This window comes from Chryseobacterium scophthalmum, assembly GCF_900143185.1.
Lineage (GTDB): Bacteria > Bacteroidota > Bacteroidia > Flavobacteriales > Weeksellaceae > Chryseobacterium > Chryseobacterium scophthalmum.
Window position 1 is genome coordinate 207912 of record NZ_FSRQ01000005.1, and the last position, 23057, is coordinate 230968.

Consider the following 23057-nt stretch of genomic DNA (forward strand, 5'->3'; position numbering starts at 1 on the left):
AATCTTCAAAGATAATCAAAATGAGCCCAAAAAACCATAAAGTACGAGTAGGAATTTCAATTGGAGATTTCAACGGCATCGGCCCCGAAATCATCATGAAGTCTCTGACGGACAAAACTATTACAGATTTTTTCACTCCAATTATTTTTGGATCGGGCAAACTTTTCACTTATCAGAAAAATCTTTTTAAGCTTAATTTAAATTTCAATTACATCACCGAAGCTTCACAAGCCCAAAATGGGAAGCTGAATATGGTGAACCTTGTGAAAGAAAATTCTAATGTAGAGCTTGGAAAACCTACAGAAGAATCTACCAAAATGGCAATAGATTCGTTGGAAGCAGCAACTGAAGCTTTAATGAAAGGCGAAATTGATGTTTTGGTAACCGCACCTATCAACAAAGACGAGATGGTAAAAATGGGTTTCAAACATGCGGGTCACACCGGTTATTTTGAAGAAAAATTCAATAAAAAAGGCTTAATGTTTTTGGTATCCGAAGATTTGAAAGTAGCTGTTTCTACTCATCATATTCCTATCTCTCAGGTTGCTGAAAATATTTCTAAAGAAAAAATAAAAAAACAGATCCGCGCTTTAAACCAAACTTTAATTGAAGATTTTGCGATCAGAAGACCAAAAATTGCGGTTTTAGGATTAAATCCACATTCAGGTGATGGCGGAGTAATAGGAAATGAAGAAATAGAAATCATTTCTCCGGCAATCAAAGAACTTTCAGACAACGGAATCTTAACGTTCGGACCTTTTCCTGCAGACAGTTTTTTTCAGCCTGCAAAATATAAAAATTACGATGCTGTTTTAGCAATGTATCACGATCAGGGATTAGCACCTTTTAAAACTTTAGCGTATGAAGAAGGAGTAAATTATACTGCTGCACTTCCTTTTATCAGAACGTCACCCGATCACGGTGTAGCCTATGATATTGCAGGAAAAAACGTTGCCGATGCACAAAGTTTTATGGAAGCTATTTTCACGGCAATTAAAATTTTCAATAACCGAAATGATTATAAAGATTTGATGAGCAATCGCCTACAGCCAAGAAGGATGCCATCGGATAACGGAATTGACGAAGATCTACCAATAGAAAGCGAAATGTAAAATCTGTAAACGAATTAAAATTAATTTGTTATGAATTTTATTTGTAATATTAAAAAAAATGCATATTTTTGCACACTCATTTTATGGACAAGTTAAGAAACTACGACGTAAGCTTTTCTGGGTTAAAAACCGGTAAGCACGAGTTCAAGTTTGAGATAGATAAAGAGTTCTTTCAATTATTTGACACTGATCAGGAATTTACAAATCCTAAAATTGCAGTTGATGTTTTACTTGATAAACACACTACTTTTTTAGAATTTGAAATAAAAGTAGATGGTACAGTAGAATTGGTTTGTGATATCACAAACGAAGATTTCACTTACCCTATTGAAAACCAAATCGGTATTTTGGTAAAGTTCGGAGAAGAATATGATGACAGCGAAGAAGATGTCATCACCATTCCTGCAAACGATCACGCTTTTAATATTTCGCAATTGATATATGAAAACGTGGCACTTTCAATACCCATGAAAAAATTATCACCCAACGTAAGTGATGAAGATTTGGAAATCCTTGAAAAATTCAGTCCAAAAGAAATAGAGGAAGAAGAAGAAAGCGATCCTAGATGGGACGCACTAAAAAATTTAAAGAATAAAAATTAAATAGTTTAATGATGAGATGATGAATCTCATCACTCATCAATTAAAAAAGTTATTACAAAATGGCACATCCAAAGAGAAGACAATCGTCTACAAGAAGAGATAAGAGAAGAACTCATTATAAAGCTGTAGTTCCTCAATTAGCAAAAGATGCAACATCAGGAGAAATGCATTTATACCACAGAGCTCACTGGCATGAAGGAAAACTTTACTACAGAGGTAAAGTAGTAATGGAAAAAGAAGTAGCTACTACTGAAGAAAACTAAGAGTCGCTTTTCATCGAAAAACACTCGTTTTAATACAGAAACCGCCCAATTTTTATAAAATTTGGCGGTTTTTTGTTGTTTTTTGTGTTTTTTTGGTATCTTTGACAGCAAATCAAATATCAAATTTATGGACATTAAAGACATACAAAATCTTATCAAGTTTGTATCTAAAGCTGAGGTTTCAGAAGTAAAATATAAAACTAAAGATTTCGAAATTACTATTAAAACTCCACTAGGTGGTAATGAAGTAAGCTATGTTGCTCAACCTGCAATGTATCAGCAAGCTCCACAACAAGTGGCTCCAGGTCATGCTCCTGCTCCGGTTTCTGCAGCTCCAGAAAAAACAGAAGCAGCTTCTGACGATAGTAAATATGTAACTATTAAATCTCCAATGATCGGAACTTTCTACAGAAAACCATCTCCAGATAAAGATGTTTTTGTAAATGTAGGTGACGAAGTTTCTAACGGAAAAGTAGTTTGTGTAATCGAAGCAATGAAGTTATTCAACCAAATCGAGTCTGAAGTAAGCGGTAAAATCGTTAAGATTTTAGTTGATGATGCTACTCCTGTTGAATACGACCAACCATTATTCTTAGTAGATCCATCTTAATTAGAAGTTAGATGTTAGACATTAGATGTTAGATTAAATTCTACATTAAAATAACATTATCTAATTTTCAAATTATCTAATTTTCAAATTGAAGAAGATGTTCAAAAAAATATTAATCGCCAATCGTGGCGAAATTGCAATGCGTATTTTACGTACTTGTAAAGAAATGGGAATCAAAACCGTTGCGGTATACTCTACTGCAGACAAAGACAGTCTTCACGTAAGATTTGCTGACGAGGCTGTTTGTATTGGTCCTGCAATGAGTAAAGACTCATATCTTAAAATCCCTAACATTATTGCTGCTGCAGAGATTACCAATGCAGATGCAATTCACCCGGGGTATGGTTTCTTATCTGAAAATGCTAATTTCTCAAGAATCTGTCAGAAAAACGGTATCAAATTTATTGGTGCTTCTCCTGAACAGATCGAAAGAATGGGAGATAAAGCCAATGCTAAAGCTACCATGAAAGCTGCAAACGTACCTTGTGTACCTGGTTCTGAAGGTTTAATTGAATCTTACGAGCATGCAGTAAAAACAGCAGAAGAAACAGGTTATCCTGTAATGATCAAAGCTACTGCAGGTGGTGGTGGAAAAGGAATGAGAGCTGTTTGGAAAGCTGAAGACCTTAAAGAACACTGGGAATCTGCAATTCAGGAAGCTGTTGCAGCCTTCGGAAACGGAGGAATGTACATGGAAAAACTGATTGAAGAGCCAAGACATATCGAGATTCAGGTTGCAGGTGACCAATTTGGTAAAGCTTGTCACCTTTCTGAAAGAGACTGTTCTGTACAAAGAAGAAACCAGAAATTAACTGAAGAAACTCCTTCTCCATTCATGACTGACGAACTTCGTGAGAAAATGGGTGATGCAGCAGTAAAAGCAGCAGAATTTATCGGTTATGAAGGTGTAGGAACAATTGAATTCCTTGTTGACAAACACAGAAATTTCTATTTCATGGAAATGAACACAAGAATTCAGGTTGAGCACCCAATTACTGAGCAGGTTATTGATTATGACTTAATCAGAGAGCAAATTCTTTTGGCAGCAGGAACTCCTATTTCAGGAATCAACCATTATCCGAAATTACATTCTATTGAATGTAGAATCAATGCAGAAGATCCATATGCTGATTTCAGACCTTCACCGGGAAAAATCACAGGATTAAATATTCCTGGAGGACACGGAATCAGAGTTGACACTCACGTTTATTCAGGATACACTATTCCTTCTAACTACGATTCAATGATTGCAAAATTAATTACAACGGCTCAAACCCGTGAAGAAGCAATTGCAAAAATGAAACGCGCTTTGGAAGAATTCTATATTGAAGGAGTGAAAACCACAATTCCTTTCCACAGACAGTTGATGGAAGATGAAAACTATGTTGCAGGAAACTATACCACAAAGTTCATGGAGGATTTTGTAATGGATAGAAAATATGATAATCACTAAGATTATTTTAAAAAATATATTGAAAACCGCTTCACTTGAGGCGGTTTTTTTATTTAAAATTAAATTCATTTCAAAAGATATAAAAACTGGAAGTCATAATTTGTTTGAGCAATATTTTCTAAAGGATTATTTCATACCATCAAAACACACTTAAATATATCTAATATTCAGCATCATTATTCTGTTGAACCATCTGGTTTATTATACTTAAATTTGTAAAAAAGCAAAAAATATGTCAATAGCAGAACAAACAAAAAACTCACAATATTTTATTGAACTCGAAGAAAAACATGGTGCTCACAATTATCATCCGCTTCCGGTGGTTTTAGATAAAGGTGAAGGCGTTTTTGTTTGGGATGTTGAAGGTAAAAAATATTACGATTTCCTTTCGGCTTATTCAGCAGTGAACCAAGGGCATTCTCATCCGAAAATCGTTGATGCTTTGGTAAATCAGGCTAAAAAATTAGCTTTAACTTCCAGAGCTTTTTACAATTCAAACTTGGGAGAATACGAGAAAAAAATCACTATTCTTTTCGGATTTGATAAAGTTTTACCAATGAACTCCGGAGCTGAAGCTGTAGAAACAGCAGTAAAATTAGCCAGAAAATGGAGCTATGAAGTAAAAGGAATTTCAGAAAATGCGGCTAAAATTGTAGTTTGTGAAAACAATTTCCATGGAAGAACGACAACAATCGTTTCTTTCTCAAACGATCCAGATGCCAATAAAAACTACGGTCCTTTCACACCGGGATTTGTAAAAATTCCTTACAACGACCTTGCAGCTTTAGAAGAAGTTCTAAAAAATGACGCTCAAAATATTGCAGCATTTTTGGTTGAACCGATTCAGGGAGAAGCTGGAGTTTACGTTCCGGATGAAAATTTCCTTAAGAACGCTTTAGAATTATGTAAAAAATACAATGTTCTTTTCATTGCAGACGAAGTACAGACAGGAATTGCAAGAACTGGTAAATTGATTGCTTGTCACCACGAAAATGTACAACCTGATATCTTAATTTTAGGAAAAGCACTTTCAGGTGGAATGTATCCTGTTTCTGCAGTTTTGGCGAATGATGAGATTATGAATGTTATCAAGCCTGGTCAACATGGTTCTACTTTTGGAGGAAATCCAATTGCCTGTGCTGTTGCAATTGCAGCTTTAGATGTTGTAGAAGAAGAAAAACTTTCTGAAAGAGCTGAAGAATTAGGAAAACTATTCAGAAGCGAAATCGAAAAACTAATTGAAAAATCAGACTTAATTACCAAAGTAAGAGGAAAAGGTTTATTGAATGCAATCTTAATCAATGATACTCCTGAAAGTTCTACCGCATGGAATCTTTGTTTACAATTAAAAGAAAACGGACTTTTAGCAAAACCAACCCACGGAAACATCATCAGATTAGCACCACCTTTGGTTATTACTGAAGAGCAATTATTAGATTGTGTGAAGATTATTGAGAAAACAATCTTAGATTTCAAAAAATAAAATCAAATATTTCCAAATGAATAACACTCTAAATCAGAGTGTTATTTTTTTATTCAATAAATAGAACAAACGATTGTTTAACTTTTACGTTTATTTTTCATCTAAGCTTTTATAATGTGAATGGTATGGAAGATCCAAAAATAAGTGCTTTATTAATAGTCTTTAATGAAGAGAAAAATATTGAAGAAGCTTTAAACTCGGTAGAATTTGCCGATGAAATTATTGTCTTGGATTCTTTCAGCACAGATAAAACAGTTGACATTATAAAAAGTAAATACCCAAAAGTGAAGCTCTATCAAAATAAATTTGAAGACTTTACCAAACAGCGCAATCTCTGCATTTCTTATGCAAAAAATGACTGGATTCTATTTTTAGATGCTGATGAGCGAATTACTCCGAAATTGAAAAATGAAATTCTAAAAGAAATTAAAAAACCCGTTACTCAAAATGCCTACTTTTTTAAACGAAAATTCTTTTTTATGGGTGAAAAAGTAAATTATTCAGGTACTCAAAACGATAAGAACATCCGTCTTTTTAAAAAGGAAGTGGCTCATTACGACGAAAACAAAAGAGTTCATGAAGGCTTGAGTAATGTCGACAATCCGGGAACTTTACAAAACTACCTTCTTCATTTTTCTTTTGATTCTTATGACGCATATTACAAAAAAGTCATTCACTATTCAAAACTGAAAGCAAAAGATTTGCATGAAAAAAGAATTCCATATCAAATGGTAAAGCAATTATCGAAAAGCGCCTTTAGTTTCTTTAAAATGTATTTTCTAAAGCTCGGAATCTTAGATGGCAAAAAAGGGCTAATCCTCTCCTATTTAAGCGCTTTAAGTTCTTTTAAAACCTATGAGTATTTAAAAGAAGAATATGCATAACAATTATTTTTTATAGGATTTAAAATTCTGAAAATAAACTGTATTTTTGCATCAGTAAGTCATCCATCTATGAAGCTTTCTGTAGCGATAATTACTTTTAACGAGGAAAGAATAATCGAAAAAAATCTAAATTCAGTTCACGATTTAGCCGACGAAATTATTATTGTCGACAGTTTCTCTAAAGACTGTACAGAAGAAATTTGCTCAAAATTCCCGAAAGTAAAATTTATTCAGCAAAAATTTTTAGGTTTTGGAAAACAGAAGAATTTTGCAATTGAGCAATGTCAATCAGAATGGATTTTATTTTTAGATTCTGATGAAATTCCTGATGAAGAGCTAAAAAAATCAATCAAAAAAATAATCTCGGAACCGCAACCTGAGTTTAATGTTTATGATGTTGAATTCAACAATATTTTTTTAGGCGAAACGCTAAAATATGGAGGTTGGGGAAATATAAAAAGAGAAAGATTGTTCAGAAAAGGTCACGGTAAATATTCTGAAGACATTGTACACGAATCATTTATCACAACTGAAAATAAAGGAAAACTGAAAGGAAAGATCAATCATTATACTTATAAAGACATTTATCATCACATTGAAAAGTCTAATAAATACACCTCGATGATGGCCGAAAAGATGTATAAAAATGGTAAAAAATCAAACATTTTTAAAATTCTTTTTAAACCTATGTTTCAGTTCTTCAAATCATATTTTTTACGTTTAGGATTTCTTGACGGTCTAGTTGGTTATTACGCTGCAGCAACAGCAGCTTTTTACACCTTCCTTAAATATAAAAAACTTCACGAAATTCATAAATTCAGATAGAATATGGTGCAGTTTCTTAAAAGAGTTTTAGGGCTTTCAAAGAAAGAAAGTATTAGAATTTTGATGTATCATCAGATTTTACCGCAATCTATCGCATATAAAAATGATTTGATTGTTACCGTTGAAAATCTAGAAGAGCAACTGATTTATATTAAAAATAATTTCAAAACTGTATTTTTCAAAGATTTAGAAGCGTCAAAATCTATTGAGAATAAAATTATTTTAACCTTCGATGATGGGTATTACAATAACTTACAATATCTGATTCCACTCCTCGAAAAACATCAATTGAAAGCAACCATTTTCATTCCTACAGAGTTTATCCAGAACAATCTTAATGGAGAAGAAAGAGTCTACATGAATTTTGATGAAATAAAATCTTTGAATCCTGACTTAGTGGAAATTGCTTTGCACAGCCATTCTCATAAGAATTTTTCGCAAATGACATTATCAGAAGTGGAAGCAGATCTCCTAAAAAACATTGAAAGTTTAGAACAGAACAAAATCAACTTCACAAAAGTTTTGGCTTATCCTTACGGCAAATTTCCAAAAGAAAAAGAATTTTTCAAAATGCTCGACAAAATCGGAATTGAATCTGCAATGAGAATTGGAAATAATGTAGCATCTTATCCTTTTAAAAAGAGATTTGAAGTCAACCGTATCGATATCAAGTATGGTGATTCTTTAAAAGCCTTTAAATGGAAGCTTAAATTTGGGAAAACAAAACTTTAATCTAACAGTCTTTTGTATAATCCTTCATAAGATTCAGCCATGATTTTATAACTGAATTTTGAAGCTCTTTCTTTCAATTTCACAATATAATTTTCCTGAGCTGCATTAAATTTTTCAATTCCTTCATCATAGATTTTCTTCATAGAATCAGACGAAAAATCATTAAAGTAAAAAGCCAAATCCCCTCCAATTTCCGGAAGACTGGTTAAATTACTTAGGAAAACAGGCTTTCCAAAATGCATTGCTTCCACCGGCGGAATTCCAAAACCTTCTGCCAATGACGGATGACAATATGATTCGCAATTTTGAAGCAGAAAATATTTTTCATTATTCTCTACATTTTCAAGAATATGAACCTTCTTTTCTAAACCTAATTTTTTAACTTTTTCAAGGAATTTTTCTTTGTATTCAGATTTTGTAGAAGAAGTGATTAAAACCAATTCTCTTTCATTTCCAGTGATAAGATTGAGCAAAACTTCCTGATTCTTCTTTGGGAAAAGCACCCCAATATTGAGAATAAATTTTCTGCCGATAAACTCATATTTTTTTTCAGAACTAAAGGTTTCGTTTTCAGGAAAAGTTAATCCATTATATATCACGTCAACTTTTACATCGTTTTTTAGGGTAAAAAAATGTTTATTTTTAAGGAAATCATCCTTTACAAATTCTGAAATACAGACGATAGCATCTGCATTTCCTATATTTTTCTGAACAAGTTTCTTAGATTTCTCAATTTTTCTGGCAGAACTTTTATCATGAAGAAAATTTAAATCGTGCAGTGTAACAACTTTTTTCTGATTTGATTTTTTAGAATGAAAATAATCTGATAACTGATGTGTTACATGAATTAATGAAAAAGGCGAAGTATTTATTTTAATTTTTTTCTGCCAAAACTTCCAGTTAATGACCTTAAAATCAGACTGAGTTGCCGGAATATTTTTCTCTGGTCCGTAAAGAGTGTAATTGAAATGGCACAATTTTTCGTCTAATCCTCTGATTAATGAAATGCAAACATTTGCAATTCCTGATCTTGGATATTTAAGTCTCTCAACATCGATAAGAATATTCTTTTTCATGAAAAATATGGGCTTTTTCCCAAAAATAGAAATTTAAACTTTAAAATCTTTACTTTTGTTTTATGAAAATTTGTTTAATCAGTTTTGATTTTTGGCATTATGATGAACATATCGTAAATAAACTGAAAGAAAAAGGTGTAGAAGCGTACCACATCAACATCGGGGCTTTTACGCACAAAAACTTTGGGGCAAGGGTGAAAAATGCGATGAGCAAAGTTTTTATTGGAAAAAATCTGAAGCACGAAAAAAGACAAAATTTCATCATCGATTCTCTGAAAAAAATAGGAAAACAGGATCAAATATTAGTCATCAATCCTGAAGGTATAGAAGAGCATGTGCACGAAGTGATCAGAAAATATGCAGACCGAAATATTGCCTATTTATATGACAGCATGTCGAGAAACCCTGCTCAACATATTTTACATTTTTTTGATACCATTTTCTCTTTTGATGATGAAGATGTAAAAGAACATGGATTTAAAAAAATAACCAATTACAATTATCTAAAACACTGCCCTTCTGAAGAGCAAAATCCAAATCTAGATCTTTTTTACATCACTTCGTATGATGCGCAGCGATTACAGAAACTTAATCTTTTAATCAACCAAATTGACAATTTAAACATTAATTTTAAAACGATTGTGGCCGGAAAGAAAAGCTGGAAAAATAAGATTGCACAGATTGTTGATTCTAAAAATATCAATATCATTAAGTTCAGAACCAAAAATATTCCTCAACAATCATTACCAAAACTATACAAAAACACAAAAGTGATCCTTGATCTTCAGCGAGATAATCAAATGGGGCTAAGTTTCCGTATTTTTGAGGCGATGGCTTTGGAGAAAAAATTTATTACTGATAATCGCACCATTAAAAATTACGATTTTTATAATCCTGAAAATATTTTGATTCTTAATGATGATTTCACTAATATTGAAAAGTCTTTTTTTGAAACCGATTATCAAAAGCTTCCGGACGACATTTATTACAAATACACCCTGGATAATTGGGTGAATACTGTTTTTAATTTGAGCTAAATGACAAAAACTTCTGTTGCACTTTGTACGTATAACGGCGAAAAATTTATCCGTGAGCAAATTGATTCTATTCTTAACCAATCTTTGAAAATAGATGAAATTGTAGTGTGCGACGATGGATCAACAGATCAAACCAAGAATATTTTATCGGAATACGAAAATAAGTTTCCAAATATTTTCAAAATTCATTTCAATGAAAAAAATTTACGAAGTGTAAAAAACTTTGAAAAAGCCATTTCACTTTGTAGCGGCGAAATTATATTTTTAAGCGATCAGGATGATGTTTGGGAAAACAATAAAGTGAAAATTTTCAGTGATTTTTTTGAAAATAACCAAAGTATTGATGTTGTATGCTCAAACGGATTTATTATCGATGAAAACAGTTCGCAACAAAATCTGTATACTGTTTGGGATGCCCCCAATTTTTTAAGCGAAAACAAAAAAGAAATCAACTATTTTAAAATTTTTGCAACCATTGGAAACTTTGCAACAGGAGCTTCAATGGCTATCAGAAAATCATTTATTAATCAGATTTTGCCCTTTCCAACGGTTGAGGGTTTACATCACGACGAGTGGATTGCATTGGTTTCTTCTGAACAGAAAACGTTTGCTTTTCTAAATGATAAACTCCTCTCCTATCGTATTCACAGCGCACAGCAAGTCGGAGGAATTTCTTATTCTAAAGATAAGGCTTCTAAAGAAAAACTGATCAACCGTTTTGATTATGCTAAAAAACCTAAGATCTTCAGAGATTTTAAAATAAAGCTGAGAACGCTTAATGATAAAGAAAGAAAACTTTCTACTTATCTTGAAAATGATTCTAATGAACATGTAAAGAAGTTCTTGAAAGAAGTTCAGCATGAAAAATCAGCTTTATACCAAAAATTAAAATCTGAGCATTTTACTCTTTTCTTATTCTTTAAATATTTTTACCGATGAACAGAATCCTCATCATCATGCATAACTATGCAGGACTTTCAGACCTCATCAAAAAAAATCTTGAGTATCTGAATTATGACAATGTAGATTTTTTACTGTATTCTGATGAAAAATTCAGATATAAAAACTGGCGTGAGCAACTTAATAATATTTACCGAAAAACAGTTTTAGGAGATAAAAAATATAAAGAAATTCTAAGGAAAGCTTTCATAGAAAATACATTGCTCGAAAAGGCAAAAAGATTACCCGAATACGAAACGATTCTAGTGATAACTACCGATTTTTTTTCGGAAGATTTTTTAAACATTATCAGAACAAAAACTAAAAAATTAATTGGTAATCATTGGGACGGTCTCAACAGAACGCCGAATGTTTATTCAAAGCTTAAATTTTTTGATAAGTTTTATGTATTTGATAAAAACGATGTTGATGAAAAGAAAAACATCTTCTTTCTGACTAATTTCTTTTTTAATTTTGAAGAAAATAATACTCAACCAACTATTAAAAATGATGTTTTCTATATTGGAACGTATGTGGAAGAGCGATTTAAAACATTAAAAGAAATTTCAGCAATTTTAAGCCTGAAAAAAATCACACAAAAAATACTGCTTTTCAGTTGGGATAAGAGAGAACCTGAAGGAGAAATCAATTTCACCAATCAGTTTTTGACTTATGATGAGAATATGAGTTGGGTCAAAAGCTCAAAAGCTCTTTTAGACTTAAAACTGAAAGAACATAACGGATTGTCTTTCCGGTTTTTTGAAGCGTTGAAATACGAAAAAAAATTAATTACTGATAATCCGGATGTGAAAAATTACGATTTTTACAGACAAGAAAATATCTTCATCATCGATGAAGATGCTGAAGAGAATCTGAATAGTTTTATTGAAAATCCTTATCAGGAAATTCCTGCAGAAATCAAAAATAAATATAGCTTTGAAAGCTGGTTTAAAACACTTATTTCTTAAGACATGAGCGAGAAAATTTCTATCATTATTCCTTACTACAAAGGTGAAGACTATATTCATGAAACCTTAAAAAGTGTTTATGATCAAACTTATCCGGATTTTGAAGTAATTATTGTGAATGATGGTTCTGAACGTGCCGTTTTAGATTTAATTGAAACAAACGAAGCTTTTAAAAATTTAAAAATCATTCATCAGGAAAACCAAGGACAATCTTCTGCCAGAAACAATGGTGTGAAATCTGCCACAGGAAAATATATTCTCTTTCTGGATTGCGATGATCTTATCGACAAAACATTTTTAGAAAAAACACATCAGATTCTTTCAAAAAATAAAGAAGTAAGAATCTGCTATACAAAAGGTAAATTCTTCGAAAAAACAGATAAAGAATGGGTTTTGCAGCCGTTCAACACCTTTGATTTCTTAATTGAAAACTGCATTCCGATTACTGCGCTTATCTATAAAGAAGATTTTGAAAAAGTGGGTGGTTTTGATACTCAATTAAACTACTACGAAGATTGGGATTTCTGGATTTCTTTAGTCGAAATCGGCATAAAAGTTCATAAAATTGATGAGTTTTTATTTTTCTACAGAATCAGAAATACAACAGATTCGCTGACCAATACAAGCATCGATAACAGCTCGAGACTGTCTGATAATTTCTTTGAGATTTATAAAAAACATTATACTTTTTACAAACAAAACGGATTAGATTTTCATAACATTATGAGCTTAATCCGTGAGAATAAAAAGTATAAAGCCAAATATTACAATGAATGGTACAGAAAATTGATGTATCAGTTTTTTAAGCCTAAAAAATATCAGAAAATTTATAAAAATTAATTCTCGAAACCTAAATACTGAAGCATCTTTTTAATATTCTGCTCCTGAGTTTCTATAGAGAATTTTGAAAGCGGTAAAAGGCTATTCTCATGTAAAGTCTGCCAAAGATTTTCATTATCGTATAATTCAAGAATTTTATCTGCGAAATTTTGAGGATTTTCATCCGAAATCAAAGCTGTTTTTTGATCTTCAAGACTCATTCCTTCCGCTCCTATTCCTGTGGTAATTACAGGTAATTTAAATTCTAAAGCTTGTCCGATTTTTCCTTTTACTCCAGCTCCGTAACGAAGTGGTGCTACAAAAACTCTTGAATTTTCAAACCAAAAATCTACGGTTTCCTGATAACCCAAAATCTGGAAGCGATCAGAATGGTATTTTTCTTTTAAATCTGCAGGGAAATCTGGTCCCAAAATGAAAATCTCAATCTGATTATTTTTTGCCCAAACTAATGGCAGAATCTGATCATGCAAAAATTTTACAGCATCAATATTCGGCAAATGATTGTAACCGCCGATGAAAAGCAAACCTTCTCTTTCAGAAAAACTTAATGGAACATTCTCTACAGGTTTGTGAATATTACTTACCGTGAAAATTTTATCTTTTTTGACACCGTTTTCAGAAACTGTATTTTTTTCTTCATCGCTGATAGAAATCACTGCATCTGAAATATTCATTCCGGCATATTCTTTTTCTTTGAAGAAATTTATTTCCTTTTCTCTTTCTTTTGTAACGACATCGATATAATTATTTTCACGCTCTAATCTCAGATAATGAAGGTCAACCATATCATAAATAATTTTTTGACCGCTTATCTTACCATTGATTAAATTGTACCAATGATTAAAACCTAAAGGTCTGAAAATCCAAATTACATCAACGTACGACAAAGCGTTTACAACCTGATCTTCTACATTTATAATTTTATTTTGAGCATTTACATAATCTCTGCAAATTTCAACACCTGCATTTTGAAAATAAGGAATGTAATCTGAATCTTTAGTTGCGTCAAAATGTTTAACCGCCAAAACAATGTGATGTCCGTTTTTCTGAAGAATTTTTATAATTTCCATAAATCTTCTTGAACCCGAATCCTGATCTGGTTTTGGCATATTTTCTTCCAGAAAAAGAAAATTTGGAATTTTATAATGGGAACCGTAATTGGTTTTCTGGCTTTTCACATTTTTTTTATCTGTAAAATAAGAATTCCAATGGTTGGCAAAATCCACTTTATCATTGTTAGTTGCTGTTTTAAAAGAATTATTAAAACAGGTAACTTCTGAAAGTGGTTGATAATAAGTATTTAAATTTTCTTCTTTCTTTAGCTCCAAACACAGATTAGCTACTGCAAAATATGATGAAGAAAAGTTTTCATTCAGTAAATTTAAATCTCCTTTTTGGTTGATTTTACTGAACAATAAACTTCCAGTGCAAAAATCTACTTTTCTTACAAAATTAAATTGAGGAGCATCAATCGCATCAGATTTACCTAATTCTATGATTTCAGAATTTTCAAAAACTAAATTTCCGGCTTCTATTATAGTATTTTCAGCAGAAATCATTTTAGAACCTACCGCTCCTACATTTTCTTTGGTATTAAAAACTTCTATTAAACCTGACAAATAATTCTCCTGAACTAAAACATGAGAATCTAAAAGATAAATAAATTTTCCTTTTGCCTTTTCAATTGAATGATTTATCGCTGGAGCTAAACCATTACTATCTTCATTATTGCTGAGGGTTATCCCTTTTATTTTTTCTAAATATTCCTGATTTGCTCTATCTTCATTAATAACAATAACTTCTTTAGAAATATTCTGGTTGTATTTTTCAATCGCATAAAGACAATTAAGAACCATTTTCAAATCATTGATCCCGTGAATAATAATTGAAACTTCAGGATTGGTCTGTGCGGAAAAATTAAATGAATGACTTTTAAAAAAATCAAGGTTCTGAAGATCGACAGATATCTTTCTTCTATTTTTGATAAATTGATAATCCTTGATTTTATTTTTAAAAAACCTTTTAATTCCCATTTTAAATTTATTATTTTGTCTAAGTTTTTTGCGAAAACGAATTTAAGCATTTATTTCCTCAACTTTCAAAAGACTCTCATCCTAAACAAAATCATTAATGAATTTTTCTAATAAAAACTTATTATTTTTCTTTCCTGAAAGTCCTTTCTCCAAAAGAGCCGGAAATGTTTTGCGTACTTATACCAATCTTAAACAACTGAAATCATTAGGTTTAAATATTGATCTTGTTGGTGTAGAAGATTATTACAATAGCTTCGGAGATACTGCTGAAGGAATTGATCCTGAAATCATTAATGAAGTTTTTGTTCTAAAAACCAAACCACCCAAGAAAAAACTGACTTTTGAGTATTGGAAATATAAAATTCAGAAAAAATTTGAAAAAGAAAATTCCAATCAATATCTAACTCAATATTTAAAAGATAATTTCACAACTATTCTTGATAAAAAAAAGTACGATTACATCTTTATCAATTATGAATTCTGGACAGACCTCATCCGCGATCAGGATTTAAGAGGTGCGAAAACAATCGTTGACACCCACGACTGGATTACTTTGAATGAGTTTTACAACAATAAAAATTTAGATTTAGGCAAAAGATTTGGTGAAGAGATCAAAAATCTTTCGTTTTATGATAAAGTAGTTACCATTTCGCAGGATGAATATTTTATTTTCAAAAGTTTTTTAGGAGATAAAGTGATTAATATTCCGCCAAGTTTTCCGGAAAATTTCGAAGATACAAATACGGAAAAAAAATACGATCTTATATTTGTAGGCAGCGACAATCCTTTCAATGTATTATCAATTAACTGGTTTGTTGAAAAAGTTTTGCCTCTCCTTCCTAAAGAAATAAAAATTTGTATTATCGGAAGGATCTGTAAGCACGTTCCGGATCATGAAAGTATTGAAAAAGTATTTTTCGCAGACAATCTAAAGACATATTATCACACAAGTAAAATTGCAATCTGCCCAATGCTGAAAGGAACCGGCATAAAAATCAAAGTTGTAGAAGCAATGTCTTACGGAATACCTGTTGTAGGAACCGAAAAAGCAGTTGACGGTTTTTCAGACAAAAAAAATAACGGCTGTATGGTAAGTGATGACGAAAAAGAATTTGCAAATATTATCAAAAATCTTTTAAACAATTTATCAGATTACGAAAAACAAAAACGGGAAGCCATCCATTTTTTCAGGGATAATTTTTCAGAAAAAAAATCGGTTGAGCTTTGGGAAAAAACTTTAAATATCTAAAACGATTACATTAAAGGAAATTTAATCCTGAATAATTTTTTCATAAATTTTAATAAGATCTTCTGCACTTTTTTCCCACGAAAAAAGTCTTGACCTTTCCAAACCTTTTCGAGAATATTCTTGTCTTAAAGATTCATTTTGATATAAACTAAGCATAACTTCCTGTAATCCATTATTATCTTGAGGATCAAGAGTAATTCCCGCATCTCCCACAACTTCCGGTAATGAGGAAGTATTTGACGTAACCGTAGGAACACCACATTGCATAGCTTCTAAAGGAGGCAAACCAAAGCCTTCGTATAAAGACATATAATAAAAAGAATGAGCATGACTGTACAAACTTGCCAAGTCTTCATCAGGAACTCTTCCCGTGATGATAATTTTATGTTTTAATTCTTCAGCATTATTGTATTGCTCGAAAATCTTGTCGTAATCCCAACCTTTTGCTCCTACAAGAACTAAACTTAAATCATCAATTTTATTTTCTTTAATAAACTGAAGAAAATTTCGAATTACAAAATCTACATTTTTGCGGGGTTCTAATGTACCTACGCTCAGAAAATATTTCTCTGGTAAATTATATTTCTCTTTAATGACATTGAATTTTTCTACATCATTACAAACGTAGAAAAGTGATTTTGAAGCCGCTAATAAATTAACAAAAACTTGATCCGAATTTAAATGAGGAGCAAATTTCAGCAAGTCTTTTTTAGTATTTTCAGAAACACAAACGACATAATCGTCTTTTCCAATACTTGCAATAATTTCCTTTATAAAACCAGAAGTAAAATGGAGCTCGGGAAACAAAATAGGAATCAAATCATGAATTGTAACAACGTTTTTTAAATTGGGAAACTTTCTGATTTCTTTATTAATAGGATAATAAAAAGAATGAAAAATCTGAGCTTCTTTAAAGGTTTCAAAATAAGTATTGGCAAAATTGGAAACTCCAAACTTTTTGTATAGCTTTCGAAATAACTTTTCTTTTCTAAGAGGTAAAAATTTTCTTTTATCTCTATGATTCGCCGCTTTTATTTTTATGGAGTTCTCATTAAAAAAATTGTCTAATTCTCTCGTACTCGTTTCATAATTAAACAGACTCAGATGAGCATAGAAAGTCTCTACTGAATTATTTTCGCTGAGAGCCTTGAACATCTCATAAGTAACACGAAAAATTCCGGTACGGTTATCTTTATAGAAATCTGCAATAACATCGGCGTCTAAGATTACTTTCATCGGGATCAAAATTTGATTTTTTAATTATAAACTAATTTTTTTCTGATACCATTTCAAGTCACGATTCCAGTTCGATTGCAAAACAACACCCAAATAATTCTCTTTAATTGACTCTCTTGTATGACCTTCTTTTATAAAATCCTGAAACTGCTTCTTATAATGAAAAACTTTAAAAAGGGGTTCTTTAGGGAAAAGAGGGATAACATTGCTCTTCAAAAGCCATTCACCGTACCATGTAAATTCACTTGGAAACTCGTGAATAAGATCCGGATAATTGATATTGTTTGCGTCTAAGTAATTTTCTTGAAAATCTTTCCAAACTTTGTTTGACCAGATTGTTGGTGAAGGACCATAATCGTAGCAAATCCCTTTACGTCCGAATTTAGCCATTATTTTTCTGCTTATATCTTCAAAATATTGTTTCGGATCATCTTTAAAATGCTTACGATTATTGCTCAACCAAGAAAACATCTCTTTCTGTTGATGAATGATCGTATAAGGAACATCATCCTGAATAAAATCAGATATGTAAAAATCTTTGATAAAATAAGAATCTGAATCTAAACACACATAGTTTTCTGTGATGTTTAGTCTATGTAACTGAGATTTTACAATTTGTTGATATTGCCAAGGATCTTTATTTTCCATGGCAATAATATCACTGTCTTTTATAATATCAAAAAGATCGGTTTGTAGATTTTGTTTAAAAAAACTAATATCTTCGTCATTTACAGAAATCAGAAGTTTTATTTTATCTTTATTATGTTGATTAATTGACTCAATCAACTTACTGCAAGACTCAAAATCAGCTCTGTAAGTTTTTACGAATAATATTAATTTTTCCATTTAATTATTGTCTGTCATATTCATCACTCAGCCTTACAATATCATCCTCACCAAAGTAAGTTCCTGTTTGTACTTCGATGAAGACAACTGGTTTTTCTGAAAGATTCATGATTCTGTGTTTGGCTCCTAAAGGAATGAAAATACTTTCGCCGTAAGACAATTTTATTTCTTTATCATCCAAAATTATGGTAGCATCACCTTCAATGATCGTCCATTGCTCTTGTCTTTTGTGGTGGTATTGGTATGATAGTTTTTGTCCCGGATTTACCTCAATTCTTTTCAGTTTATAATTAGGTTCGTCTGCCAAAACATAATATTTACCCCAAGGTCTTTCGCCAATTTCTAACATATTTTTTGAATTCAAAATTTATACAAATGTAAATATTAAGATTAAAAATCCCAACATAGAAAACATTAAACATCATTAAAACATTTAATTTTAAGTAAATTTGCAAAAATTTTATTTAAAATGGAGAAAGTAAGAGTCCGTTTTGCACCAAGTCCTACAGGACCTTTGCATTTGGGAGGCGTAAGAACCGCATTGTATGATTATCTTTTTGCTAAAAATCAGGGCGGCGAATTTGTTTTGAGAATAGAAGACACCGATACTGCAAGATACGTAGAAGGAGCCGAAGAATACATTGAGGAAGCCTTGGAATGGTGCGGAATCATCCCCGATGAAAGCCCTAAAAAAGGCGGAAAATTTGCTCCATACAGACAATCTGAAAGAAGAGATATTTACGATAAATACACAGAGCAGATCCTAAAAACAGATTATGCTTACATCGCTTTCGACACAGCGGAAGAATTAGATGCAATCCGTGCTGAATACGAAGCTAAAGGCGATGTTTTCTCTTATGACAATAAAACCAGAAACCGCTTAAGAAACAGTCTTGCTCTTTCTGAAGAGGAAGTTCAAAAGTTGTTGGAGGCAAAAACACCTTACGTTGTAAGATTTAAAATGCCTGTTGACAGAACTTTAGGTTTGGTAGACATCATCAGAGGAAACTCTGCGGTAAATACAGATACTTTAGACGATAAAGTTTTGGTAAAAAACGACGGAATGCCAACTTACCACTTCGCCAACATTATCGACGACCATGAGATGGAAATTTCTCACGTTATTCGTGGTGAAGAATGGTTGCCTTCTTTAGGTTTACACACTTTATTATATGAAGCAATGGGTTGGGAAGCGCCTCAGTTTGCCCACCTTTCTTTAATTTTAAAACCAGAAGGAAAAGGAAAATTAAGCAAAAGAGACGGTGACAAATTCGGATTCCCGGTATTTCCTTTAAACTTTACAGATCCTGCAACTGGAAACGTATCTAAAGGTTACAGAGAAAGCGGTTATCTTCCTGAAGCTTTCATCAATATGGTCGCGCTTTTAGGATGGTCTCCTGCAGATGACAAAGAAATTTTGTCTTTGGATGAAATGGTAAAAGAATTTGATTTACATAAAGTTCATAAAGCCGGAGCAAGATTCAGTAAAGAAAAATCTGAGTGGTTCAATCATCAGTATATTCAAAAAACTTCTGATGAAGAATTATCAAATATTCTTAAAAATTCAGATCTAAGCTTGAATATGGATGATGAAAAATTATTAAAGATCATTCATCTGATGAAAGAAAGAGCGACCTTCCCGAAAGATATTTATGAAAACGGAAAGTTTTTCTTTGAAGCACCTACTTCTTATGATGAAAAGGCTTCAAAAAAAGCTTGGAATGACGAAACGTCAAATCTTTTGACTGAATTTGCTGTCACGTTGAGCGGAGTCGAAGCGTTTACTGCTGAAAACATCAAACAGAACTTACACGACTTTGCTGAAAACAAAGGTTTGGGAATGGGGAAAGTAATGATGCCTCTTCGTTTAGCTTTGGTAGGAGAATTGAAAGGACCAGACGTTCCGGATATTTTGGAACTCATTGGAAAAGAAGAAAGTATCGCCAGAATAAGCAATGCTGTAAATAATTTTAAATAGGTTTTCATAATTTTTCATACATTTGAAAGATTTAATTTACTTCAAGAATGGAATATTTAAGTTTCGAACTTCCTATAAAAGAGCTGATGGATCAATATCAAACATGTTCTTTGGTAGGAGAAGAAAGTGGTGTTGATGTAAAATTAGCATGCAGTCAGATCGAAGACAAGATCAGAGATACCAAAAAAGAGATCTATGGAAATCTTACCCCTTGGCAAAGAGTACAGTTATCACGTCATCCGGATCGCCCTTATACTTTAGATTACATTAAAGGTATGGTAGATAAAGGAAGCTTCCTTGAGCTTCACGGAGACAGAAACTTTGCAGATGACCCTGCATTGATTGGTGGTTTGGCTACATTGGATGGTCAAAGAATCATGATTTTGGGAACTCAAAAAGGGAGAACAACCAAAGAAAGACAATACAGAAGATTCGGAATGCCAAATCCTGAAGGATACAGAAAAGCTTTAAGACTAATGAAGCTTGCTGAAAAATTCAAAATTCCTGTAGTTACTTTGGTAGATACACCAGGAGCTTATCCTGGTTTGGAAGCTGAAGAAAGAGGACAAGGTGAAGCAATTGCAAGAAACATTTTCGAAATGACAATGCTTAAAACTCCTATTTTCACTTACATTATCGGTGAAGGAGCAAGTGGTGGTGCATTAGGAATTGGCGTTGGTAACAAAGTGTATATGTTAGAAAACACTTGGTACACCGTAATTGCACCGGAAAGTTGTTCTTCAATTCTTTGGAGAAACTGGGATCATAAAGAAGATGCTGCAAACGCATTAAATCTTACCCCGAAAGATGCATTGAGAGAAAAATTCATCGACGGAATTATAGAAGAACCACTTGGTGGAGCTCATTATGACCCGGAAGTTGCTTATTTAAATTTAAAGGCTTCTATTTTACAGAACATAAAAGCTTTCTCTAAATTTACAGGTAAGGAACTAGAAACTCACAGACAAGACAAGTTTATTGCGATGGGGCAATTTAAAGGATAAAAAAAGCGGTTAAGAAAAATCTTAACCGCTTTTTTATTTTACACTTTTTCTATTATTTTTTATTCAGCAACATTCAGCTGAATTTCAATATCTCTTGTTACTTTTTTGAGTGAAGAATATTTGGCATCACAAACCATGGTTGTCAAAACATATTCTCCTTTTTCAACCATCACAAAATTTTGCCCGTTTGGCGGCACATCAAGATTATAATATTTTTTTCCGCTTATTTTTACAATCAATCTGCATTTCGATTTATTTTTAATATTAATATAAGCTTCATTATCGTTAGGATCATTATTGAAGAGATGAGTCAAATAAGAAGCTGTTTTTTTTGCTTCAGCACTTGGCTCGGATTTTTTACTTGAGCTTCCTACTGCAGCATAATTAACCGTTCTTTCTGGTGTAGCGACCGTTTTTGCATTGGTATTTGAAGCTAAAGTTTTACCTTTATTAAGTTCGTTATTACTTACAATTTTTTCAATTTTATTTTTACTTAAAGGTTTTATGGTAGGTTTCGCCTCGATAGAATTATCTGCCATAATAATATCAATAAGTTTTCTTTTTAACTTGTCGTTTTTTTCGTGTCCCGGATTTTGTTTAATAAAACCCGCTATAATTCTTGCTTCTGCAGTAGACTCAGCTTCTTCAAGCGTATAAATAATAACTGTTTCTTTTTCAGCAACAACTTTAGTTTTGGCTTTTTTCTTCTTTTGAGCAAAGCCTACACTGAAAATGGAAAGGAATATGATTAGAAATAGTTTTTTCATGTAAAATCTTTAAAAATTTATTAAATAAATACTATAACGTTAAAAGTCATTTTTTAGTTTATCATTAAAATCATTATCTTTGCCCTGCTCAAAAATAAACTATTAAAGTTAATTATAATTTTAAATAAAAAATAATAAATATTATGTCTTATTCACCAGCTGCTGCAGACGTAGCAAAATTAAGAAACCAAACAGGTGCAGGTATGATGGACTGCAAGAAAGCTCTAGTTGAAGCAGAAGGAGACTTCGAAAAAGCAGTAGATATCCTTAGAAAAAAAGGACAGAAAGTTGCTGCTAACAGAGCTGACAGAGATTCTTCTGAAGGTGCAGTAATCGCAAGAGTAAACGAAGATAATACTTTAGGTGTTATTATTTCTTTAAACTGCGAAACTGACTTCGTTGCTAAAAACGAAGCGTTCATCGAGTTAGCTTACGAATTAGCTGAAATGGCTATTTTCGCTGCTACTAAAGAAGAATTATTGGCTACAGATTTCCACGGATTAACTGTTGCTGATAAATTAATCGAGCAAACTGGAGTTATCGGTGAGAAAATCGAGATTGGTGCATTCGAAAGAATTACAGGACCTTTCTTGGGAGCTTACATCCATGCTGGAAACAAAATCGCTGCAATCACTGCACTTTCTGCTAAAGTAGACGGAGCTGACGAAGCTGCTAAATCTGTTTCTATGCAGGCTGCTGCTATGAACCCAATTGCTCTTGACGAAACTTCTGTTTCTCAGGAAACTATCGACAAAGAATTGGAAATCGAAAGACACAAACTTACCGAAGAAGGTAAACCTGCAAATATTATCGATAATATCTTGAAAGGTAAAATGCAGAGATTCTACAAAGACAATACTTTGGTACACCAAGATTTCATCAAAGACAGCTCTATTTCTGTTGCTGATTACGTAAAATCTGTAAACGGAGATCTTAAAGTAACAGGATTTGTAAGAGTTAGCTTATAATAACTTTTCAAATTTAAAATAATAATCCCGATGATTCTTTCATCGGGATTTTTTTTGTGAAAACTTCAATTTACGATATTAATAATATATGAAATTAGTTTTAAGTTTTCCACATTTCGTTAAATATTAAAAAAGTGTTAAAAAAATACTGT

Annotated in this window: 23 protein-coding genes; 17 read left to right on the forward strand and 6 right to left on the reverse strand. The window is 32.1% G+C overall.

From position 1 onward, the window contains the following. Positions 1–20: 20 nt before the first annotated feature. The 9 genes from pdxA (at position 21) to BUR17_RS19190 (ending at position 7964) form a co-directional block, all read left to right on the forward strand. Positions 21–1112 (forward strand): 4-hydroxythreonine-4-phosphate dehydrogenase PdxA, encoded by a 1092-nt coding sequence (gene pdxA, locus BUR17_RS19150; protein ID WP_074232088.1) that lies wholly within the window; start codon positions 21–23, stop codon positions 1110–1112. 83 nt (positions 1113–1195) lie between these two features. Continuing rightward, positions 1196–1714: a YceD family protein gene (locus BUR17_RS19155; protein WP_074232089.1), complete on the forward strand. Its 519-nt coding sequence runs from the start codon at positions 1196–1198 to the stop codon at positions 1712–1714. A 59-nt stretch (positions 1715–1773) separates the two neighbouring features. Beyond that, positions 1774–1977 (forward strand): 50S ribosomal protein L32, encoded by a 204-nt coding sequence (gene rpmF, locus BUR17_RS19160; RefSeq protein ID WP_066674711.1) that lies wholly within the window; start codon positions 1774–1776, stop codon positions 1975–1977. A 127-nt stretch (positions 1978–2104) separates the two neighbouring features. After that, the gene (gene accB / locus BUR17_RS19165) at positions 2105–2587 is read left to right on the forward strand and encodes an acetyl-CoA carboxylase biotin carboxyl carrier protein (protein WP_074232090.1); all 483 of its coding nucleotides are present in this window, start codon (positions 2105–2107) and stop codon (positions 2585–2587) included. A 97-nt stretch (positions 2588–2684) separates the two neighbouring features. Beyond that, positions 2685–4040: an acetyl-CoA carboxylase biotin carboxylase subunit gene (gene accC / locus BUR17_RS19170; RefSeq protein ID WP_074232091.1), complete on the forward strand. Its 1356-nt coding sequence runs from the start codon at positions 2685–2687 to the stop codon at positions 4038–4040. A gap of 232 nt (positions 4041–4272) precedes the next feature. Continuing rightward, positions 4273–5523, forward strand: coding sequence for an ornithine--oxo-acid transaminase (gene rocD, locus BUR17_RS19175; protein WP_074232092.1), 1251 nt, complete (start codon positions 4273–4275; stop codon positions 5521–5523). Between the two features lie 125 nt (positions 5524–5648). After that, positions 5649–6407, forward strand: a complete 759-nt coding sequence (locus tag BUR17_RS19180) for a glycosyltransferase family 2 protein (RefSeq protein WP_074232093.1) — start codon at positions 5649–5651, stop codon at positions 6405–6407. A 69-nt stretch (positions 6408–6476) separates the two neighbouring features. Continuing rightward, positions 6477–7232 (forward strand): glycosyltransferase family 2 protein, encoded by a 756-nt coding sequence (locus tag BUR17_RS19185; protein ID WP_074232094.1) that lies wholly within the window; start codon positions 6477–6479, stop codon positions 7230–7232. A 3-nt stretch (positions 7233–7235) separates the two neighbouring features. Beyond that, entirely contained in the window at positions 7236–7964 is a 729-nt protein-coding gene (locus BUR17_RS19190) for a polysaccharide deacetylase family protein (RefSeq protein ID WP_074232095.1), read from the forward strand. Here BUR17_RS19190 and BUR17_RS19195 read toward each other — a convergent pair. Further along, a complete protein-coding gene (locus BUR17_RS19195) occupies positions 7961–9040 on the reverse strand; it encodes a glycosyltransferase family 4 protein (RefSeq protein ID WP_074232096.1) in 1080 nt (359 codons plus the stop codon). The genes BUR17_RS19190 and BUR17_RS19195 overlap by 4 nt on opposite strands. 62 nt (positions 9041–9102) lie before the next feature. Between BUR17_RS19195 and BUR17_RS19200 the strand changes: the two genes are divergently transcribed. From BUR17_RS19200 to BUR17_RS19215, 4 genes are read left to right on the forward strand one after another with little or no spacing between them, the layout of a single operon-like run. After that, a complete protein-coding gene (locus tag BUR17_RS19200) occupies positions 9103–10077 on the forward strand; it encodes a glycosyltransferase family protein (RefSeq protein ID WP_074232097.1) in 975 nt (324 codons plus the stop codon). Beyond that, on the forward strand, positions 10078–11016 hold the full coding sequence (locus BUR17_RS19205; protein ID WP_074232098.1) for a glycosyltransferase family 2 protein: 939 nt from the start codon (positions 10078–10080) through the stop codon (positions 11014–11016). After that, positions 11013–11984: a hypothetical protein gene (locus BUR17_RS19210; RefSeq protein ID WP_074232099.1), complete on the forward strand. Its 972-nt coding sequence runs from the start codon at positions 11013–11015 to the stop codon at positions 11982–11984. Before BUR17_RS19205 ends, BUR17_RS19210 begins: the two co-directional genes overlap by 4 nt. 3 nt (positions 11985–11987) lie before the next feature. Continuing rightward, on the forward strand, positions 11988–12824 hold the full coding sequence (locus BUR17_RS19215) for a glycosyltransferase family 2 protein (protein WP_074232100.1): 837 nt from the start codon (positions 11988–11990) through the stop codon (positions 12822–12824). Here the strand turns inward: BUR17_RS19215 and BUR17_RS19220 are convergent. After that, positions 12821–14857 (reverse strand): glycosyltransferase, encoded by a 2037-nt coding sequence (locus BUR17_RS19220; RefSeq protein ID WP_074232101.1) that lies wholly within the window; start codon positions 14855–14857, stop codon positions 12821–12823. The two genes, BUR17_RS19215 and BUR17_RS19220, sit on opposite strands and share 4 nt — an antisense overlap. Positions 14858–14954: 97 nt before the next feature. Here BUR17_RS19220 and BUR17_RS19225 point away from each other — a divergent pair, with 97 nt between their 5' ends. After that, positions 14955–16106, forward strand: coding sequence for a glycosyltransferase (locus BUR17_RS19225; RefSeq protein WP_074232102.1), 1152 nt, complete (start codon positions 14955–14957; stop codon positions 16104–16106). A 21-nt stretch (positions 16107–16127) separates the two neighbouring features. On the opposite strand, the gene BUR17_RS19230 is transcribed toward BUR17_RS19225, so the two are convergent. The 3 genes from BUR17_RS19230 to BUR17_RS19240 are packed head-to-tail and all read right to left on the reverse strand — an operon-like array spanning position 16128 to position 18537. Continuing rightward, positions 16128–17342, reverse strand: a complete 1215-nt coding sequence (locus BUR17_RS19230) for a glycosyltransferase family 4 protein (RefSeq protein WP_074232103.1) — start codon at positions 17340–17342, stop codon at positions 16128–16130. Between the two features lie 24 nt (positions 17343–17366). Further along, positions 17367–18188 carry a DUF6492 family protein gene (locus BUR17_RS19235; protein ID WP_074232104.1) on the reverse strand — a complete coding sequence of 274 codons (822 nt, stop codon included), beginning with the start codon at positions 18186–18188 and terminating at the stop codon, positions 17367–17369. A gap of 4 nt (positions 18189–18192) precedes the next feature. Continuing rightward, positions 18193–18537 carry a phosphomannose isomerase type II C-terminal cupin domain gene (locus tag BUR17_RS19240; RefSeq protein WP_074232105.1) on the reverse strand — a complete coding sequence of 115 codons (345 nt, stop codon included), beginning with the start codon at positions 18535–18537 and terminating at the stop codon, positions 18193–18195. Positions 18538–18657: 120 nt separating this feature from the next. Between BUR17_RS19240 and gltX the strand changes: the two genes are divergently transcribed. Together gltX and BUR17_RS19250 are read left to right on the forward strand one after the other, a co-directional pair. Further along, positions 18658–20166 carry a glutamate--tRNA ligase gene (gene gltX, locus BUR17_RS19245; protein WP_074232106.1) on the forward strand — a complete coding sequence of 503 codons (1509 nt, stop codon included), beginning with the start codon at positions 18658–18660 and terminating at the stop codon, positions 20164–20166. A gap of 47 nt (positions 20167–20213) precedes the next feature. Further along, a complete protein-coding gene (locus BUR17_RS19250) occupies positions 20214–21170 on the forward strand; it encodes an acetyl-CoA carboxylase carboxyltransferase subunit alpha (RefSeq protein WP_074232107.1) in 957 nt (318 codons plus the stop codon). Positions 21171–21229: 59 nt separating this feature from the next. Here the strand turns inward: BUR17_RS19250 and BUR17_RS19255 are convergent, their stop codons facing one another. Then, the gene (locus tag BUR17_RS19255; protein WP_074232108.1) at positions 21230–21937 is read right to left on the reverse strand and encodes a DUF6759 domain-containing protein; all 708 of its coding nucleotides are present in this window, start codon (positions 21935–21937) and stop codon (positions 21230–21232) included. 143 nt (positions 21938–22080) lie between these two features. Between BUR17_RS19255 and tsf the strand changes: the two genes are divergently transcribed. After that, complete coding sequence (gene tsf, locus BUR17_RS19260; protein WP_074232109.1) at positions 22081–22905, forward strand: translation elongation factor Ts; 825 nt, start codon at positions 22081–22083, stop codon at positions 22903–22905. Positions 22906–23057 lie beyond the last annotated feature (152 nt).